This window comes from Sutterella massiliensis, assembly GCF_016899755.1.
Classification (GTDB): Bacteria; Pseudomonadota; Gammaproteobacteria; order Burkholderiales; family Burkholderiaceae_F; genus Sutterella; species Sutterella massiliensis.
The window spans coordinates 121,304-140,148 of record NZ_JACJJC010000004.1 but is presented as its reverse complement, the minus strand read 5'-3'; the positions used below and the strand labels follow the sequence as shown (position 1 = coordinate 140,148).

Annotated in this window: 14 protein-coding genes; 5 read left to right on the top strand and 9 right to left on the bottom strand. The window is 60.4% G+C overall.

Features of this window, described 5'->3' with window-relative positions; genetic code table 11:
* Positions 1–211: 211 nt before the first annotated feature.
* The 3 genes from H6A60_RS04080 to H6A60_RS04070 form a co-directional block, all read right to left on the bottom strand.
* Positions 212–1,108, bottom strand: coding sequence for a DMT family transporter (locus tag H6A60_RS04080; protein WP_205102136.1), 897 nt, complete (start codon positions 1,106–1,108; stop codon positions 212–214).
* A gap of 376 nt (positions 1,109–1,484) precedes the next feature.
* Positions 1,485–1,955, bottom strand: coding sequence for a YjiG family protein (locus H6A60_RS04075; protein ID WP_205102135.1), 471 nt, complete (start codon positions 1,953–1,955; stop codon positions 1,485–1,487).
* Positions 1,948–2,622, bottom strand: a complete 675-nt coding sequence (locus H6A60_RS04070) for a nucleoside recognition domain-containing protein (RefSeq protein WP_205102134.1) — start codon at positions 2,620–2,622, stop codon at positions 1,948–1,950. Before H6A60_RS04070 ends, H6A60_RS04075 begins: the two co-directional genes overlap by 8 nt.
* Positions 2,623–3,174: 552 nt before the next feature.
* Between H6A60_RS04070 and H6A60_RS04065 the strand changes: the two genes are divergently transcribed.
* Positions 3,175–5,430, top strand: coding sequence for an inorganic phosphate transporter (locus H6A60_RS04065; protein ID WP_205102133.1), 2,256 nt, complete (start codon positions 3,175–3,177; stop codon positions 5,428–5,430).
* A gap of 349 nt (positions 5,431–5,779) precedes the next feature.
* Complete coding sequence (locus H6A60_RS04060; protein ID WP_205102132.1) at positions 5,780–7,351, top strand: FAD-dependent oxidoreductase; 1,572 nt, start codon at positions 5,780–5,782, stop codon at positions 7,349–7,351.
* Between the two features lie 250 nt (positions 7,352–7,601).
* Here H6A60_RS04060 and H6A60_RS04055 read toward each other — a convergent pair whose 3' ends face one another.
* Genes H6A60_RS04055 through H6A60_RS04040 form a run of 4 tightly spaced genes read right to left on the bottom strand, consistent with a single transcriptional unit; the run spans position 7,602 to position 12,533 of the window.
* On the bottom strand, positions 7,602–8,777 hold the full coding sequence (locus H6A60_RS04055; protein ID WP_239477568.1) for an ABC transporter substrate-binding protein: 1,176 nt from the start codon (positions 8,775–8,777) through the stop codon (positions 7,602–7,604).
* A gap of 60 nt (positions 8,778–8,837) precedes the next feature.
* Positions 8,838–10,154 carry a nitrogenase component 1 gene (locus H6A60_RS04050; RefSeq protein WP_205102131.1) on the bottom strand — a complete coding sequence of 439 codons (1,317 nt, stop codon included), beginning with the start codon at positions 10,152–10,154 and terminating at the stop codon, positions 8,838–8,840.
* Positions 10,155–10,166: 12 nt separating this feature from the next.
* Entirely contained in the window at positions 10,167–11,600 is a 1,434-nt protein-coding gene (locus tag H6A60_RS04045) for a nitrogenase component 1 (protein WP_205102130.1), read from the bottom strand.
* Between the two features lie 24 nt (positions 11,601–11,624).
* Positions 11,625–12,533: a nucleotide-binding protein gene (locus H6A60_RS04040; RefSeq protein ID WP_205102129.1), complete on the bottom strand. Its 909-nt coding sequence runs from the start codon at positions 12,531–12,533 to the stop codon at positions 11,625–11,627.
* A gap of 337 nt (positions 12,534–12,870) precedes the next feature.
* Here H6A60_RS04040 and H6A60_RS04035 point away from each other — a divergent pair, with 337 nt between their 5' ends.
* From H6A60_RS04035 to H6A60_RS04025, 3 genes are all read left to right on the top strand, one after another.
* Positions 12,871–13,137: a hypothetical protein gene (locus H6A60_RS04035; protein WP_205102128.1), complete on the top strand. Its 267-nt coding sequence runs from the start codon at positions 12,871–12,873 to the stop codon at positions 13,135–13,137.
* A gap of 214 nt (positions 13,138–13,351) precedes the next feature.
* The gene (locus H6A60_RS04030) at positions 13,352–15,355 is read left to right on the top strand and encodes a DUF2075 domain-containing protein (protein ID WP_205102127.1); all 2,004 of its coding nucleotides are present in this window, start codon (positions 13,352–13,354) and stop codon (positions 15,353–15,355) included.
* 149 nt (positions 15,356–15,504) lie between these two features.
* A complete protein-coding gene (locus H6A60_RS04025; protein ID WP_205102126.1) occupies positions 15,505–15,726 on the top strand; it encodes a KH domain-containing protein in 222 nt (73 codons plus the stop codon).
* Here the strand turns inward: H6A60_RS04025 and H6A60_RS04020 are convergent.
* Positions 15,701–16,369 (bottom strand): hypothetical protein, encoded by a 669-nt coding sequence (locus H6A60_RS04020; protein ID WP_205102125.1) that lies wholly within the window; start codon positions 16,367–16,369, stop codon positions 15,701–15,703. The genes H6A60_RS04025 and H6A60_RS04020 overlap by 26 nt on opposite strands.
* A 21-nt stretch (positions 16,370–16,390) precedes the next feature.
* Positions 16,391–18,814 carry a conjugative transfer system coupling protein TraD gene (traD, locus tag H6A60_RS04015; RefSeq protein ID WP_205102124.1) on the bottom strand — a complete coding sequence of 808 codons (2,424 nt, stop codon included), beginning with the start codon at positions 18,812–18,814 and terminating at the stop codon, positions 16,391–16,393.
* Positions 18,815–18,845: the final 31 nt, after the last annotated feature.

Here is an 18,845-nt window from a genome sequence, read left to right as displayed (position 1 = left end):
TGCGGCTTTGTCGTGTATCGACACTACCTCTTTATCGCGACCTACTTTTCTTTAATAAAACGCCGCCTTATTAAAGATTTTCAGTGTTTACTTTAATAAGAACGCTCTCAGACGCCTCGTTATTAAAGTTTTTTGAGTGCGATTACCTCGCCCGTAAAGAATCAGCAGCGCAAGTCGCGAGTCAAGCGCCTGGTCACGAAACCGGTTTGGATCACCCGCGCCGACCGTAGCAGGTGAGCATCACCGTCATCGCAAAGATCACCGCAATCCCGAAGAGCTCGACGGCATTGAGCGTGAGCCCCATGAGAAGCACGCCGAGAATCACGGCCGAGAGCGGCTCGATGCACGCCAAAAGCGATGCAACTGGTGCCGGAATGAAGGCGAGGCTTCGCAGGTAGCAGCAGAAAGCCGCCACGGTGCCGAAAGCCGCAATATAGAAATAGACGGCCGCCGTATCGAGCCGCCATTGCATGCGCACGAAGTCGGGCGGCGACGCAACGATCAGCAGGAGACCGCCCGCGAGCATGCCTGCGCCCACGAGGACGCCGACGGGAATTTCCTTGAGGACGCGCTTGGGCTGAATCGTGCCGAACGCAACAAAGCCCGCCGACACAATCCCCCAGATGACGCCTGCCGTCGAAAAGTCCACGGTATCCAAGCGCCCCTTTGTCACGATGCAGCCGACGCCGATTGCCGCCATCGCAAGCGACAGCCATTCGCGGCGCGTGATCGCACGCTTTTCGGCGTACGCGGTCCACGCAGTCACAAAGAGCGGCACCGTCGTCACCATGAGAGAAGCGGTCGCGGCGTTCGACTTCTCGATCGAGAGGAAGAAAGTCGCTTGCGCGGCGACGAGTCCGAGGCCGTAAATCAGAATGTCGATGGCGTTGCGCTTCTTTAAGACGGCCTTAAGATCGAAGCGCTTCGAAACGAGCGTTTCGTAAAGAAGAAGCAAAAGCCCCGCGCCCAAGAGTCGAATGGAGACGAGGTCGAACACTTCAAAGGACGCGCGCTGCAGCAGGTACTGCGCCGCCACGCCCATCGAGCCCCAGAAAAAGCCCGCCGCACAAGCGAGCAGGATGCCTTGCAGATAGTTGCGCGAAGCCATGAAAAGAATACCGACATCAGCCGCGCCGCGGCGTTGAAATTCCCGTGCGGCGCTCGATAACGGATCTTAGCCGAGAGCCGAGTTATTCGGCATTTTCTTCAGGTGTCGTCCCAATTTGCCGCTTCACGTGCATTGCCGTTCGATACGACGGTTTCGGTCGAAAGAAAGCGTATTATTCCTCCCAAAAAAAAGCAGCCCGCAGTCGCCAAGCAAGGCGGCGACGGGCCGCAAAAGAGAGGGCGGTGCATCGCATCGGAACTCGTTGTGACGCGATGCACCGTCGCCCATCTCAAAAAAGCGTCGGCAGCAGGGCGCTTGCCAAACTCACCCTTAGACAAGCTGGGCCCTCAAGCCGAAAGCAATCTGATTACAGTCTTCAGATGAAAAAGCGCATGACAAGCATGCCGATGCATCCCATGAGGACGCTGTTGAGCATCAGTACGGGCCAGTAGCGCTTGGGGACGTTTGCCACGCCGAGCAGACGACCCATGTACTGAATCTGAGAGGCCATCAGGATCAACGCAGGTGACAGAATCGTGAGTTCCGTGGGTCCCAAAATGTTTCCAGAAGCCAGGCTAGCCGCAACACCGACGCCGGCACCGCACGACAGCCAGGTGGCGAGAAGCACCGTGATGGCCTCCCCGGGAAGCCCGAATACCCCCATAACGCCTCCGCAGGTGGCTCCCAAAAAGTCGAGCACACCGAAGAGCTTGAGAATATAGGTGAGCACGAAGGCCATCAAAACGTTCGGCAGCAGACTGTATAGACCGATGTTGAGTCCTTTTTTCAAGCCGACGATGAAGATATCGAACGGGTTGTTCGAGTGAGAGACGGCGGTTTCAGGCATTTTCGAAATCCTTTTTGTAAAGCGTGTTGAGAACGAATCGAATCAGTGCGCCGCCCGCAAACTTAAGAACAAGTATCACGATGACAGGCAGCCACACAGGACACAGGAAAAAGGCGAACAGTGCCGAAACCGTCGAGTAGTAATTGCTTACACACCCTGCGCCCGCGTACTGCCAAGCCGCGATCGTGACGAGATTCTTCGTCGTGATGCGACCTTCATCGTAAAGGGCTCGGGTAAGCGCGGCGCCGCCGTCCGTACTCTGAAGGTCCGTAATGAGTGCAAGTCCGCAGTACCCCGGTACGCCGAGAAGGGGCTTCAAGAGGGGCGTAAGCAGCACCTGTGCTGCACGAAGCGCCCCGTAATGAGCGAGGACTTCAATCAATCCCATGGCGAGCATGACGCCCGGGATCAGATTGAGCGAAAAAAGAAAACCCGCTCGCGCACTTATGCCGCCCGAGCCCGTAAAGTTGTTTTTTGAATCGGCGATGGTGCCGAACGAGCCGATAAGCGTCGTAAAGTCCAGAGCGCCGAGCCACTTCTGACCTTCGGGCATTTTGTAGAAAACGCCCGAGAAGAGAATGACCGCAAAAATGAGTGCGACGTAGGCCCCGATGCCGACTTTTTCGGTCTTTTCCGAGGCGGACGACGACACAATGTTGTCTGCCATAGTGTTTCTCCGTTGAGAGTGAGAGGGATGGGAAAAAATCCGAATTCACTATGCAGCACATGAGGCGGCTCAAAAAACGCGAGACCCTTTCAATCGACGCAATGTTGCGTCTTTCGGCAAAAACTAAGGGATAAACCTTAACGGGTTCTACATTGTTTACCGTATACAAAACTAGACTAAATACCCAATTTATCGACAAATAGCCGACAAATCAGCTTCTGCATGTTGATTTTGATTGCGACGGGCAATTGGAGGTTGACGGTACTGTGGCCGTGCTTGCCCGTATACAAGGCCCTTTTCCGAGGCGATGCACACACGGCGTTCATATTGACCTTCGGTAGCTATCGTTCGACTATCCGCGGATTACAGAAGACATCCGCATTTATCTTTCAGGAAAACGCTCTTCCCGAAAACATCTATTCCGTTTTATTTTCAAAGTTTGTCATCGAATTGTCATAAAGCCGTAACTCGTCTGTTACTTTTCGAAAATAGTATGCGCCAATCCTCCACGACAGTGCGGTGCACCCTCGGCCGTACGAAGTTGAAGTCAATATGGATCCGCTAATCATCACCTGCCTGGGTCTGCTCGGCCTCCTTGCCGTGTTCGACCTTTATGTTGGCGTCAGCAACGACGCCGTCAATTTCGTCAACTCCGCGGTGGGTTCCCGTACCGCACCTTTCTACGTCATCATGGCTGTTGCGAGCGCGGGCGTGCTCGCGGGCGCCACCTTCTCTTCGGGGATGATGGAAATCGCCAAGTCGGGCGTTCTCGTTCCCTCACAGTTCACCTTCACCGAAGTACTCATCATTTTCTCGGCCGTGATGGTGACAGACGTTCTGCTTTTGAACGTCTTCAATTCACTCGGTCTGCCCACCTCCACCACCGTTTCGATCGTTTTTGAACTCTTGGGCGGCACGATGGCGCTTGCCTGCCTCAAAGTGTGGACGAACGAACTGCCGATTACGGATCTCGCCCTCTACGTGAATTCGGCCAAGGCCCTTTCGATGATCATGGCGATTCTCGTCTCGGTCGTTGTCGCATTCGTCGCAGGTCTTGTCGTGCAGTTCGTGATGCGTCTTCTCTTCACGTTCAACTACGCACGCGCCTACCGCATTCTCGGCGGCCTTTTCGGTGCACTCTGCATGACGGCGATCGTCTACTTCCTCGTGATGAAGGGCGCCAAGGGGGCTTCCTTCATGACGCCCGAAATGCTTGAGTGGCTGAAAACGAACAATGACCCGATTCTGCTCGCGGTCTTCGGCATTTCGTTCCTGCTCATGCAGGGAGCGATTCTTCTCAAGAACGCAAACATCTTCCCCTTTGTCATTCTTGCAGGCACCTTCTCGCTCGCATTCGCCTTCGCAGGCAACGACCTTGTCAATTTCGTGGGCGTGCCGCTTGCTGCGCTTGACGCCTGGCACATCTTCAGTGCCGCCGAAGGTGCCGACCCGTCAAGCTTCATGATGGGCCAGCTCGCCGAACCGACCACGGCGAGTTCCATGTGGCTTCTGCTCTCGGGCGTCGTCATGGTCGGAACGCTCTGGATCTCGAAGAAGGCGCGCCGCGTGATCATCACGTCTGTCAAGCTGTCGTCGTCTTCCCGCGGCGGCAAAGAACAGTTCGGCTCGTCGCTGCCGGCCCGTGTTCTTGTGAGAACGACGCTTCACGCGAGCAACATGATTCAGCAGTTCCTGCCCGCCTCGCTCCTGCGCGGGCTCGGCAGCCGCTACGTGCCTCGCCAGTACAAGCCCGGAGAAATTGAGCTTCCCTTCGACGAAATTCGCGCAACCGTGAACCTCGTTCTCGCCGCCGCCCTCATCGCATCGGCAACGAGCTTGAAGCTCCCGCTCTCGACCACGTACGTGACCTTCATGGTCGCCATGGGTTCTTCTCTGGCCGACGGTGCGTGGGATCGTGAGAGTGCCGTCTACCGTGTTTCCGGCGTGCTTACTGTCATCTCGGGCTGGTTCCTCACGGCCTTCTCCGCTGCGACGGCTTGCGGCATCGTCACGATTCTCTTCCTCTGGGGCGGCACGTGGCTCATGATTGCCGGCATGGTAGTGGCCTGTGCACTTCTCGTGAAGTCCAACTTCTTCACGAAGGAAGAAGGGCTTGATCTGGACGATGGGCGCGAAATTTCCGAAGGCAACCGCGACGCCATCTTCACGAAGCTTGAAGCCGCAGTTCGAGACAACGTTCGCGAAACTCTCAACATCGCTTCTGGCGGCATTGAGGGGCTTCTCAATCAGGATGTTCACTCGCTTCGCCGCTTGAAGAGCGACGCAGTCAAACTCTTTGACAAGGCAACAGAGCAGCGCGGCGAGTACTACACCATGTCGACGAACGCCAACGCGCCCAAGGCCGATCGCGACGCGCGCAACTTCTACTATCGTGCCTGCACGAACATGAAGGAAGTCGCGCACGAGCTACGCGACCAGATCGGCGTCTCGGAAAACTATGTTGCCAACAGCCATTCGGCAATGACGGGCAGCATGGCCGCGAACCTCGGCAAGCTCGCTCACCTCCTGCGTACGATGGATCCGACAATGAAGCCCGACGAATGCCGTCGCGTGCACGAGCTCATCGACGAAGCACAGAACGAATACCTTGCGCAGTTCTCGCAGGAAAAGATCTCGCTTCGCAAATCCGAGCTTTTCTTGGGCAAGCTCATCTTCACGCGTGAAATGCTCAACCGCTTCTCGATGGTGAAGTTCCTCTTGGCCGGCCTTGAAGAGCAGCGCGAAGAAGGCCTCTACCAGGCAGATGCGGACCGCGCTAAGAAGCAGGCGGGCGCCGCTTCGAGCTGATGAAGCTGATCGAGGCTTTCGAAGCGCAATCTCGCAAGCCTTGACGAATCAAGCATTGGAGCCAATCGGCGTCGGATCAATACCGGCGCCGATTGGCTTTTCGTTTGCCATCCTATCGTCCAACACCATACTGGCCAACGCCTTTTGCAACTGAAAACAGGTTGAATTTCCAGTCGAGAAAAACACCGATCGGCGAACCGTAAGACACATGCGACAGATCAAAGCGCCTAAGAAGCGCTTGAAGACACAATAGTTGTGCGGTGTGCCGCAGCGGGTTTACGCAAAGGCCTCCTCTTATCGACCGCGTCCCGCAGCTGCCTCGCAAGGACTATCGAAAGGAGACAAAACCATGAAACTCAATCGCCGTCAGCTTCTCGGTTCCGCCGCAGCCGTCGCCACCGCCGCTGCCGCACCGGCCGTCATGGCCGCCGTGAAGGAAGAAAAGACCGATCTCGTGATCGTGGGCGGCGGCCTCGCCGGTCTCTGCGCCGCTTACGCGGCCGTTCGCAAGGGCGTGAAGCCCATCGTTCTGGAAAAACTCCAGTTCCTGGGCGGCGCGGGCCTCTTCCCCGAAGGGTCGCTCGGCGTCAACACGCGCTACACGAAGGAGCACGGCATCAAGACGACCGTGCAGGAAGTGCTCGACGCGGCGCTTCAGTATCACCACTTCCGTGCCGACCCGGCGATTCTGCGCGTTCTCATTGAAGAATCGAGCCGCACCATTGACGACGTGCTCGACCTCGGCATCGAACTGCGCGGTATTCGCACGGTTTATCCGAAGGAAGAGTCGCTCCAGACTTGGCACCTTTTTAAGGGCGGGTGCGCCGCGGTCATTCAGAAGTTTGTCGAACAGGTGAAAGCCAAGGGCGGCGTGATTCATACGGAAACGAGCGCCCAGAAACTCATCATGGAAGCCGGTCGCGTTGCGGGTGTTGAGGCGACCGCGAAGAACGGCGACAAGTTCATCATCCACGCCAAGAAGGTGATCATCGCCACGGGCGGCTTTGCGGCGAACAAGGAAATGCTCGCGCAGTACGTCTTCGACTCGTCCGACCTCGGCATGATCGAACCGATATGGCTGCGCGGTCCGGTCGTCGACGGGCGCACGGGCGACGGCATCAACATGGCGCGCCTTGTCGGTGCCGGCGTCACGGGCATGCACACAGTCGCGGGCAACGCCCCGTATCTCCCCGACGTGCCGCCGATCAATCAGTTCTCCGGTCCCGATGAATTGAAGCAGGGCCGCTGCGCCCTCGCGCAGCCCTGGCTCTGGGTCGACCACACCGGCAAGCGCTTCTTCAACGAATCGCGTGGGTCGGTCTTCGTTGACGTCTACAACGCCATGACGACCGCGGGCGGCGTTTCCTACACGATCTTCGACCAGCACATGATGGACAAGATGGTGAACGAAGGCGCGGTGCTGCCCTTCAACGCCATCGTGCTCGCGGGCGTGCCCCTCAAGGCGCTCCCGAAGACCTGGGAAATCGGCATGCAGCGCGGCTGGGCCTTCAAGGCCGACACGGTCGAAGAGCTCGCGCAGCAGCTCGGCATGCCGCCCGAAAATCTCGTCGACACGATGAAGCGCGTCAACAAGTACGCCGAAGACAAGCACGATCCGGAATTCGGGCGCCTGCCCGAGCACCTCGTGAAGTTCGACTTGCAGAAGGGCCCGTACTACGCGCTCAAGGCCATTCGCTGCTTCTTCCTCACGCTGGGCGGCGTCAAGGTGACGCCCAACTTCGAAGCGCGTACGCCGCAGGGCGACGTCATTCCGGGGCTCTATGTCGTCGGTCAGGACATCGGCGGTCTCTTCGACTCGACCTATGACTTGCGCTGCGAAGGCTCGGCCTCGTCGTTCGCGATGACCTCGGGCCGTGTGGCGGCCGAACACGCCATCAAGATGCTCGAAGCCGGGAAGTAATCGTCGGCACTTGTACGACCGACTGCCAATTGAACGCCAAGAAATACGAAGCGCTCCCTCGCGGTCGGTCGGCACACCACCACGTTCTTTCTATCATTCTTTCTGTCAAATTCGATCAAATCGCCTGATAGCATCAATCGAATGATAGAAAGCCGATTTTTGCAGCAAAAACTCTGCTGCTCTTTGGCGAAGAAGTCCGCACTCTCTTCCGAAAGCTGCGGACTTCTTTTTTCACACGGAAAGCGCGGGCTTATTGATTCATTCGCGTCTTCCCCGTCGCACCGCGGCTTGCGGCCGCATCGGGCGCAAACATGTGCTCGACTTGGCGACTCGTAAGCTCAACGCCGAAGACCGTTCGGTAGTAGTCCTTCACGTACGCTTCAAGATCGATGTCCTTGAAGCGCTCGGGATAGACGCGCTTGGCCATCCAAAGAAGCGTGAGCGGCGTATCGGCCGAAGGCGTGTAGCTGCGGTAGATCCCGAGCGGCATCTTGAAGACGCGCTTTTCGCGAACGGCCTTCACGGGCGACCAGTCGTCGCCGCCCACTTTGTTCTTGTAGATATCTTCTGGAACAGCCGCCGTGAAATTCGTGATGAAAATCACGTCGGGGTCGTACCCGTAAACCTCTTCCATGCCGATCACGGCGTTGGCGTTGTCGGCGGTGATCCCTTCGGCAACATTGATGCCGCCCACGGCATCGCACCAATACTGGCCGAAAAAGTTCTTGCCCGAGGTGACGAGCGACTTCGCGTCGTAGCGGAAGACAAAGAGGATGCGGGCGCGCTCTTCGCGCTTCAGGTCCTTCGTGCGGTCGGCCACGAGCTTCGCGATTTCAAGCGACTTTGCTTCAATCGCTTCGCCCTTGCCCTTGACTTCGGGGAAGAGTTCGGCAAGCGAGCGCATCCACTGATTGTGCGTTTCGATGACGTCGTAGTGCCACTTCGAAGGACTGATCCCGAATGCGGTCAGACCCGCACCGCGAATCATGTCGATCATGCGGCGGTCAGGCGCGTTCACAAGCACTACGTCGGGCTTCAACGCCATAAGCGCCTCGATATTGAGGTTCGCGCCCTGGATAAAGCCCGTATCGGCCTTGAGAACTTCCGGATAGAGTTCGCCCAAAAGGCCGTTTTTCGCAGCGGAATAACTCGCCGGATGCATGCCGACGATCTTCGAGCCGTCATTCAGATAAACAGCTACGGCCGAAGCAAGCGGCAGAATGTTCGTGACGACAATGCGCTCGATTTTCTCGGGCACTTCCACCTTGTCGCCGTTGTCGTCAACGACGATGCGCGTGGCCGCCTTGACGTCCGTTGCCGTGGCGTAAGCCGCCTGCGAAAAAAGCGGCGAAACGCCAATGGCGCCCGCGGCGCCGAAGAGACCGAGCACTGCCCGGCGGCCCATTGAATTCATGCTGTTCGACATCGGAATGTCCTTTTGCCTATGCGTTGGTTTTGATGTTCCCGTATTTCAGTTGACCGGCACTTAGACCTCGGCGCGCGCCCGCACGATCGCCTCGCACACGCTGCGCCATCCGTCGGGCTCGAAGATATCGGGCGTTTCCTGCCGCCAGATGCGCCCGGAGGCGGCTTCGTGCGGTAGAGGCACCGTGCGCGCGAGTCCGGCGCGCTTCGCCCCCGCAAAAAAGAGCGGATCGGCCAAAAGCACCGTCCGTCTGCCGCTTGCCGCAGCCGAACGGAAAATGGCGTCGAAGTCCGATTCGGCGAGCTCTGGGAGCACGCGAACACCGCGACGGCCGTCGCCGACGCCGAGCGCCGGCAGCGCACTCGCGGCAAGCGCCTTGAGGCCCAAATCGCGTTCGATCGCGAGCGCAATCTCCGCCGCGCGCAGCGGCTCGTGCACGACGATGACGTCGGCTTCAAGCGCGAGCGCGGGGTCGATCGCTTCGGGCGCCCGTCCGACGATACCCGCGAGATCGAGGATGCCCTCGGGGCGGTCCTTCTGTTCGTTCTCGCTTTCGGTCGAACCCGCGAGTGCGTCGAGCTCTGCGAGAACGCGCTTTACCCACGCTTGGGCACCCGCTTCTCCCACGGGCAGACCGCCAAAGAACGGCATCCCGAAATGCCGCGCAAAGACCTGCGCAAGCGGCAGTCCGGCCGAGGAGACAACAAGATTCAACGCCGCTTCGCGCGTACGCGAGAGTTCGGCCAAATTCGAGCCCATCGCCCAGCAGGCGTTGATGTGGATGCCTGCTGCCGCGAGCAGCGAGCGAATACGTTCGATTTCGCCGCAGATCGAAAAGTCGAGGGGCGTCGCCCCAAGGATGTTGACTGCAAGCGGATCCACCGCTCGAGCGGGCTTCACGAAGCGGCGCGCGAGTTCGATCCAGCCCTGCGCCGCGCCGATCGAATACGCGCGCATGCCGTTCGTCGAGAGCGCGAAGAAAGGCACCCCCGTACGATCTTCGACCTCGCTCGCAATTCCTTTTAAGTCCGACCCCGTCATCATCGGAATAATCGTGCCCGCAAGCACGCCGAAGGCGGGCTGCAGCCGCTCGGCCGCGTCGACGAGGTTCTCGGCCAAAATCGATTCGTTGCCGAGCACCGCATCCATTTCGTTCAAAGCCGACACGTAGACCGCCGAATTCATCGTTTCCCAGCGCGGCTCGTCGTGCGTCGAATAGGTCGAATTGCACCCCGAGGCGTCGTGAATGACGGTCATGCCGCCCAATTCGTAGAGCGCGCTCGCCACACCCGAAACGTCGGACGTGTAGGTCGTCATCGTGACCTGCGTGTAATCGAGGGGCAGACGCCCTGCCGATTCTTGTCTCTCTTCCTTCACCGTCGCCCCCCTTCAGATCCAGCCGGCCTCGGATTCGCACGTGCCGCCGAGGCACCCGTAGCCCTTGATGCGGATGACCGCAGCGACGTCGGCCTCATGTTCAGCCGCTCGGACGAGGCGCGTCGCAAGCGCTGCGACGCCCGAATGTCCCCAAAGCGGACCGCCTTCGATCAGATTCACCATGTGTTTCGCGCCCGTGAACCACGCCGCTTTCTGCCCGATCGCAACAAGTCCTTCACGCTCGGGGCGCATCTGCGCGTCGCGCGGCGCAAAGCGCATTTCAGGGGTCGTGATCGGGTGAACGGCGAGCGCCGGGTGCGAGGCCTTGAGCGCATAGAAGTCCGCACGGTCGGCGGGAAGGAACCCGTCGGCAAAGATGTCCGTCACGCGAATGCCCGCGTCGAGAAGGCGGCGCGCAAGCCCCAAGGGGCGCGTCGTCGCGCTCTGGCAGATCGCAACGGGACGCTCGCCCAAAACCCGAGCGGCTTCGGCGAGCGCTTCGCGCGCCGCGCGCTTCTCAACCTCGGCGGCTGAGAGATAGTCCGCGTCCGTCGGATCGAGCCCGAGCGCAACGGCCAATCGTGCGTTTTCGCGGTCGATTTCGGCTTCGTCGTAGCTGAGAACCAACCGAAGGTGCTGCATCCCGCAGCGCTCTTCAAGGAGTTCGCCCGCCTGTTTCGCAGCCGGGTTGATCGTGACCGCTACGCGCGCATTCGCCATCGCGAGGTAATCGTCCCAACGTTCGAGTCCGGCCAATTCGTAAAAAGGCACGCCCGCCCGCGCTGCGATTTTCGAGAAGAAACTTTCGGCGCCGAAAGGCTCGAGTGCGCCCGCGAGCAGAAGCCCGCCTTTGGGCGCATCGAGCTTGCGCAACCCTGCGTAGAGCTGCATGCGCATTTTGTTGTCGGGCGGCATTTCGCTCTTGCGGAAGGTGGGCGTCATGTAGGCGTCGATGAAGGTCACTTCGGGGAAGCGATCCGCAAGCACCTTCATCGCCCATTCGACGTCCGCCCCCGTAAAGTGGTGCACGCAGCTCGTATAGAGCAGCACGGCCTTGGGGAGTTTCGGGAGCGTCTTCAGAATCTCGGTCGCCCCCTCGATCATCGTCTCTTCAAGACGTCCGTCGCGGAAGTGTTCTTCGGTGACCGTGATCGTCGAAAAACGGTCCTGCACATTCATTTCCGCGGCCGAAAGCACGACGCCGCGCAGGCACGCCTGCGCGCAGACGAAAATTTCGTGCATCTCGGGCATCAGCATTCCGACGTGCACGATCGTCCAGGGACCGCGCGCCGGGGGCGAATACTCGATCCCGAGCGAAAAAGGCTTGGGCCAGGCGGCTTCGCCCATCGTCACCGTCGTGAGCGGCAGCGCCGGGTTGTAGGCGGCGTCGGCATCCGTGCGGCGAATGGACGGATGGAGCGGGCGCAAAACGCTTTGAACGGACATCGATTCGGTCTCCCTATTGAGGCGTCAAATGAAGTCGCTTTCCGTCTCGGGAATGATCCCGAAAGCCTTGCGTCCCTCACCCACGAGCCCTGCGCGTGCGTTTTCACGGCAGATCGCAAGAATCGACTGCGCGAGCTTGCGGTAGCTCTCGGCCATGTCGCTTTCAGGAGCCGTGACGAGCACGGCTTCACCGCGCACGTCGGCCGCCTGAACAAGTTCGGAACGCGGCAGGTCGCCGACGATGCGGGTCTTGAGGCGCGCGGCAACGGCTTCGACCTGTTCGCGTTCTTCAGGCACGTCTCGACGGTTCAGAACGAGGCCGCCCAATTTGGCGTAGCCGCGCTCGGCAAACGTGTCGACAGCTTCGGCGATGTTGGAGGCTGCGTAGAGCGCCATGCTTTCACCCGAGGTGACAATAAAGACGTTCTTGGCCCACCCCTCGCGAATCGGCATCGCGAAGCCCCCGCACACGACGTCGCCCAAGACGTCGAAGATCACGACGTCGGGCCGGTAGATTTCAAACGCCCGGCGCGCCTTCAGGGCTTCGAAAGCCGCAATGATGCCGCGGCCCGCACAGCCGACACCGGGGCGAGGACCGCCCGCTTCTACGAGAAGAACGCCGCCCGTGCCTTCCGTCACCATGCGCTCCAAGGGGAGCGCCGAGCGATGATGCGAGCGCAAAAGATCGAGCACGGTTTCAACAGTCTTGCCGCTGCGAAGGAGCTTCGTCGAATCCGCCTTCGGGTCGCAGCCCACAAGCATCACCTTGAGGCCGCTCTCGGCGAGCGCGAGCGCCACATTGGCCGAGGTCGTCGATTTACCAATGCCGCCCTTGCCGTAAAGCGCAAAACAAAGCATCTGATGCGCATCGTCCGCCGGACGATCGAATTCGAAATACGCGGCCTCGAAAGCCGTCGGTTGCGTGCGTGACATGTCTGACTGTTTTTCCTGTTTTTGGAGAGACGTGAAGTGTTGAGTGTAGATCCAAAAGCCTCGTCTCACCCACCACCTCTTCGCGCACTGGTGCCAGCAAACTTAACGGAGAGGCTTTTTCGCGGCTTGATGAGCCTAAGACAACTACAGGTGCAGCCGAAACGTCGATTTCGCCAGGCAACCTGCCGCGGTTTCCTGCATCTTCTCATGATCGGCGCGGATACGGTGCCAAGCGTTGAGTTTCATACGGCACTCGGACGAAGTTGTTCGTCAGACATAGGAGCGCAGATACGGTGAAACGGTTCCCGGCGCGTCTTGTCAAACGCTCTTGCGCTCTGTGCTCGTATTTTCTGCCGAATCACGGCGCTTCCGTGCGCTCGACTCGCGCATGAAGATGCTCTCGACTGCCGTTCGCAATGAAAAAACGAATACCGTTCAGGATTTCGCGAGTCTTGAGAGTCGGAAGGCGCGCGGCGTCGTGCACCTCCCCGAAGTCGGCATTCGCGGCAACTCCCACTTCCCGTTTGCCGAAAAGAACAATCTGGAAGTAGCCGGCGCATTGGAAGCCTGGCTCAAGGAAAAAGGTCTTGACGCTCGGAAGTAAGCAATCCTTCTGAAAAGAGCCTCCTCTAAGCCGCTCGTCGCACATCTTGTGCCCGAGCGGCTTTTTTCACCTGCGCGCGAGAAAAAATATCCGCTGAGCAACTGCTGCCGCTGGATCTCGCGCAACTTCGCTTGAGAAAGCACCGCTGCTCGTCGTACGATCGGCAAATGCAGAGAGCGCTCGATACGCCGTCGAGCACACGGAACATCATGCAATGATCATCTACCGCAGCGACAAAAAAGGCTTCATTGAGGATACGCGCAGCTGCGCGATCGTCGAAAAGCTCATGACGAATTTCCGAGCGGCCGAAGGCCGCCACGCTTCACCCGGCGAAGAACGGGCGTGGCAGTCGTCGCTGCAGTACGTCGCGAACGCCGTCGACTGCGAGTCGGTGCCTTCGGACGCGGGCGTCGCGATCGAATACCAGATTCCGTCCTGCGCTAAGCGCGTCGACGTGCTTCTCTCGGGCTTTGACGCCGAGAACCGCCCGAACCTTGTCGTCATTGAGTTGAAGCAGTGGTCGGAGACGGCCGCCACCGACGAAGACGGCATTCTCGCTGCGCCTCGCTACGGCGCGGCGCTCGCGCGTGGTCCGCACCCGAGTTATCAAGCGTGGTCGTACGCCGAGCTGCTGCGCGGCTTCAACACGGCGTGCGCCGTCGAACCCGCCGAAACGCACGCGGCTTCGAGAGCGCCGCAGCACGCCGGGATCGCGATTGCGCCGTGCGCCTATTTGCACAACCACTCGGCCAAGGGCGCCGAGCAAACGGTGCGCGATCCGCGCTACGAGACCTATCTCAAGGCCGCACCCGTTTTTCTCGCCGGTCCCAAGGAACAAAAGAAGCTGCGCGAATTCCTGTCGCGCTTCATCACGACGGGCGACGCCGGTCAAATCATCGAGCGCGTCGAAATGGGCGAAATTCGACCGTCGAAGGCGCTCGCCGACGCTGTCTCGAGCATGTTGCGCGGCAACCGCGAATTTGTGCTCGTCGACGAGCAGAAAACCGTCTACGAACACGTACTCTCGCTCGTGAAGCACAAAGCGAAGCCCAAAAACGCCGACTTAGAGGTGCGTGAAGCGGCGGCCGGTATCGACCGCCAGGTCGTCATCGTGCGCGGCGGTCCCGGCACGGGAAAATCGGTTGTCGCCGTCAATCTGCTTGCCGCACTTACCGAGAAGCGCATTCTCACGTGCTACGTCTCGAAGAACGCCGCGCCGCGCACGGTTTATGCCGCGAAGCTCGCGGGAACGAAGACGCTCAAAAAGACCGTCATCTCGAACCTCTTCAAAGGCTCGGACTGGGCTTGGGACGTGCCGCCCGAAGCCTACGGCGCCTTCGGCTGCCTTCTCGTCGACGAAGCGCACCGTCTGCGCGAGAAGAGCGGCATTTTCGGCAATAAAGGCGAGAACCAGATTCGCGAGCTCATCCGTGCGGCGCGCGTCTCGGTCTTCTTCATTGATGACGAGCAGCGCATTCACGTCAAAGATTTCGGTTCCGTCGCCGCCATTCGCGAAGCCGCGGCGCTCGAAGGGGCGGCCGTCGAAGAATTCGAACTCCCGAGCCAATTCCGCTGCTCTGGATCCGACGGCTACCTCGCGTGGCTTGACCGCGTGCTCGGGATCCGCGAGACCGCGAACCGCACGCTCGAAGGCGTGCATTACGACTTTCGCGTCTACGACTCGGCCGCGTCGCTCTATGTCGCGCTTCAAACGGAAAACGCACGCGGCGCGGGCCACGAGGCGCGGCTTCTTGCGGGCTACTGCTGGCCTTGGATTTCGAAAAATGCGGACGACCCCGCGTCGATCCCCGACATCGTGCTCGACGGCGGGTCCTTCGCCATTCCTTGGAACTTCAATAAATCGAGCAGCCTCTGGCTTTTGAACGACACGACGCTCTCGCAGGCAGGCTGCATTCACACTTCGCAGGGACTCGAAGTCGCCTATGTGGGCGTCATCATCGGACCCGATTTCCTCGTTCGCAACGGCGAAATCGTGACGGACTTCCGCAAGCGCGCCAAGGACGACAAGAGCATTTGGGGCCTCAAGGGGGAAGCGAAAAAGGACCCTGCTGCCGCCAAAGCCACGGGCGACCGCATCATTCGCGACACCTACCGCGTTCTCATGACGCGCGGACTCAAAGGCTGCTTCATCTATTCCGAGGACGAAGAAACGCGCGACTGGTTCCGCTCGCAGATGGGGCGTCGGCAGAACACCTGACGGCGGGCGAAAGACACGCAGTAAAGAGCAGCCGGAACAGCTTCGACGCCCTTGAGTGCGCCTTCGGGAAACAATGTTTAACGCTTCTCGCACAGACAATTCGGAAAAGTCCTCTGTCGGAAAAGCCGCCCAGGATCGACACCGAATTCGTGTATTGGGCAAACGCCCAAAAAGGAGCCGTCATTCGCGAGGCGCCCGACAAGAGCCGCGTTCTCGGTGTTGAAGTCGAAACGAAGAACGGCAAGGAATACTGGGCCGAGAAGAAGGGCGTCGTTGCGGCAACGGGCGTTTTTACGCCGACAGTGTCGGTGTTTCAGAGCAGCGGCGCGAGAAGCCGCTGTCGCCTCAATCAAAGCGCGACGTGTGAATGAGCCACGTGCGCACGAGAAGTGCAGCGAGCGCGACAACCGCCACACTCGCCCACGCGGACCACGCCGCAGGAACCATCATGGCAAAGAGCGCCAGGACAAGGAGCTCCGCCCCCGCCTTCACGATCGTGAGTCGAATCCGTCCGGGCGGCGAATTTTCCGCACGTCTGACGCGACCGCAGTACCAGCCGTCGACGAGTACGGCGCCCCAGAACCAAACGAGCACCCAAGCGGTCGCGAAAATTGACGCCAAGCGCTTCACGAAAAGTCGTCCGAGGTCGCCGAGCCGCCGAAAGGACTCGGACTGTTCGAGCCGCACCAGGACGCGTTCAAAGGGATCGCGGCCAACAGCACCGTTCGCGAACGCGCCCTGCCCGTCGGCCAAGGGCGAACTTTCCGAGCGAAAGCCGATTTTGCCCCCGGCACGACGCTCAGGGTAACGGACGTCTTGCGCGGCATCGCCACAAAGGTCTTCGAGCGCACGCGCCGTGCCGGCGAAGACCGGTCCCAAGCGCACGAACTCGGCGTCGTGCACTTGGGCGGCGCGCCGGAAGTCGTCTTCCGTGAAGTACACGGTCGAGCAGGCGGCGGTGAGAATCGCGAGCGCCGTATAGAGACCGACGCGCGTATAGACATGGTTTTGCATGTGTTCGTGGATCCTGCGTACTCAATCGTGTTTGAGACCTGTTGGACGACGGTTGGAGCGCTGTTGAAAGCCCGCCGCCGCGCCCTGCCAAAAGGTCGAGAAACGCTTGCGAATGTTCGAGAAAGCCGCCCGGACGCGCGCCGCGGCGTAGTCCGAAGCGTCTTCGGACGCCGCCAGTTCGCCCAAGGCGTTGAAGAGCCGCCGCGTCGGGCACTCGGGGTCGAGAAAGAGCGAACGACCTTTGTAGAGTCGGCCGCCAACGGACGCAAAGAATTCGAGGTTGGGCAGCTCGCGAAGCCGATCACCGTCGATTAGAGGCGCACTTGCAAGCGTCGCGCTTTCCGAGGCATTCAAACGAACGTCGCCAAGGAGCGCCTCTTCGCGCATGAGCGCCTTGGAACGCCCCGTTTCTTCGCGCAGACTTCGACCGAGAAGCGCCTCGACAAAGCGCTGCGTGTCTGCGTCGATCGTTCGCAGCGCAATCACGTTGTTGAGGTTCCCGAGCGCTTGCAGCGCTTTGGCGCGGCTGCCGAGCATTGCTTCCAGGTCGGCCGTCGTCTGCATGGCGCACGTCGTCTGAATGCCTGCTTCGCGGCCTTTGTTGAGCAACTCCAAGAGCGGTTGGTTGATCACGTTCGAGGTCTCGTCGACAAAGAGCGAAATCTTCCGTGCCGATTGTCCCGACTCGCCGCGGTTATAGAGTTCCCCCGCGAGCGACGTGAGGTCCGAAAGAAGCAGCATCCCGAGCGCCTCGGCCACAGCCGCGTCGGTGAGCGAGTCAAGTCCGACATAAAGCATGTCGCCGCCGCGAACCACCTTGGCGAGCGTCGTCACGGGCCGCGTGTCGGCGGGGTCCGCGGGATCGGGCGAGAGCAAGGGTCCGAGCGCGTCGCCCGAGAGCTTCGCGAGAGCCGTTCGCAGCGACCCCGTCACTTTTGCGGTCTGCTCTTTCGTGCGAGGCTCGCACGCGGCGATCACCGTCCGAACGCGGTCGATGGCGTTAGCCCCCAAGGCACGCTTTACCTTCGCGCGAAAGCGCGGCTCGGCGACGGACCGCTCCCAAACGAAATTGAGTGCGCAAAGCCGCGCCTCGCGCCCGTGCCCGTGCGTCTGTTGCAATTCTTCAAGAAGCGCGTCGGCTTCCTTTCGCCAGTCGTATCCGCCTTCACCGCTCCCCTTGTGTTCCAATTTTTGCAACGGTCCTGCAACGGCGTCACTCTCGCCGTCGAGCCCTTCCGTCGCGCGCCAGCCCGCGTCAAGCGCACGCACGAACATCTTTTCGAGCACGTCTTCGAGCCCGATCGACACGTACTTTTCGATCGCCGCGAGCGTGGGCCGCTCTTCAATAAACAAAAGCGCCTCCACAACCCGATTCGCGGCGGCCCAGCTCAAATCGGCAAATTCCTTGGCGTGCGGCCCAATGACGTCGCGCAAGCGGCTAGCGATTTCGCTCGGCCGCTGAAAGTTCGCGAGCGGGTCGAGCCGCACGCTCGCCTCGGGCTTCGAGGGGTGCAGGAGGAAGGGGGCCCGCCGGCCCGCCGCTTCTGCAGACTTGCAGACGGCCCGATAAAGCTGCTCGGAAAACTTCGGATCGATCACGACGACCACGTCGCCGCGCAAAACGGCCTGCGAGATGAGGTTGGCGAGAAGGACGCCCTTGCCCGCACCCGTCGTACCGACGATGAGCGTGCCAGCTCCCATTTCGTCGAACGAGATGTCGAGCGGGCGCTCTTCGGGGCCGATGCCGTGCAGCACGGGCGAGCCGATTCGCCGTCCGAGCCCTTTCTTGCCGTTTCTGAGGAAGGGAACGAGCGCCTCGGGCGCGCGGCAGCGCACCCAATCCCGGCTCGGGAGCATCGAAGCGAGTTGCGCTTCGGCCGATCCCCATTCGAAGCCGAGACCGAGCCAGAGTCCGTTCACGGGCGGCAGCAGCGCGGCATCAAAACGAATGCCGCACGCACCTTCGCGTACTTGCGACGCGCGTTCGGTACGTTCGAGCGCCTTCGTGCGGCGCCAAGGCGAGTAAGCGAGCCGCGTCAACCGAGCACCCGTCCGGCCGTGCACCGAAACGTCTGCCTGCGCGAGCCGCCGCATGTGTACAACGAGGTCCGCGAGCGTAAAGCGCGCGGGCGCTTCACCCCAGAGGCGCGCCCGTACGGTGAGAATGCGCTTTGCGGCGTTCATGCGAGACGCTGCCGCGAATCCCAAAAGTCCCGCCGCGGGAAGCATCAGTGCGGCGTGGCCCGCGCCCGCTGCGCCGAGCGCCAGCGCCACGGCGGCACCCGCACCGAAAGCGAGCGCACTTCTTATCTCAAAGGCGGGACGCCAGTGGGCGGCCGCCCAAAGACGCGCTTCTTGCGCCGTTACCGGCCGCTCGCCGCGCTGCCAGGCTTTTCGTCGGACCGCCAGGCGCTTCACTGCGTGCCGGCCCGCTTGATGGATCATGTTTTTCAATGCCATTCCCTCATGAAGAACC

Coding starts and splice junctions, on each gene's coding strand:
- traD (WP_205102124.1), bottom strand. CDS start 18,814: ATGATCCATCAAGCGGGCCGGCACGCAGTGAAGCGCCTGGCGGTCCGA.
- H6A60_RS04045 (WP_205102130.1), bottom strand. CDS start 11,600: ATGTCCGTTCAAAGCGTTTTGCGCCCGCTCCATCCGTCCATTCGCCGC.
- H6A60_RS04080 (WP_205102136.1), bottom strand. CDS start 1,108: ATGGCTTCGCGCAACTATCTGCAAGGCATCCTGCTCGCTTGTGCGGCG.
- H6A60_RS04060 (WP_205102132.1), top strand. CDS start 5,780: ATGAAACTCAATCGCCGTCAGCTTCTCGGTTCCGCCGCAGCCGTCGCC.
- H6A60_RS04020 (WP_205102125.1), bottom strand. CDS start 16,369: ATGCAAAACCATGTCTATACGCGCGTCGGTCTCTATACGGCGCTCGCG.
- H6A60_RS04030 (WP_205102127.1), top strand. CDS start 13,352: ATGATCATCTACCGCAGCGACAAAAAAGGCTTCATTGAGGATACGCGC.
- H6A60_RS04070 (WP_205102134.1), bottom strand. CDS start 2,622: ATGGCAGACAACATTGTGTCGTCGTCCGCCTCGGAAAAGACCGAAAAA.
- H6A60_RS04065 (WP_205102133.1), top strand. CDS start 3,175: ATGGATCCGCTAATCATCACCTGCCTGGGTCTGCTCGGCCTCCTTGCC.
- H6A60_RS04040 (WP_205102129.1), bottom strand. CDS start 12,533: ATGTCACGCACGCAACCGACGGCTTTCGAGGCCGCGTATTTCGAATTC.
- H6A60_RS04075 (WP_205102135.1), bottom strand. CDS start 1,955: ATGCCTGAAACCGCCGTCTCTCACTCGAACAACCCGTTCGATATCTTC.
- H6A60_RS04055 (WP_239477568.1), bottom strand. CDS start 8,777: ATGTCGAACAGCATGAATTCAATGGGCCGCCGGGCAGTGCTCGGTCTC.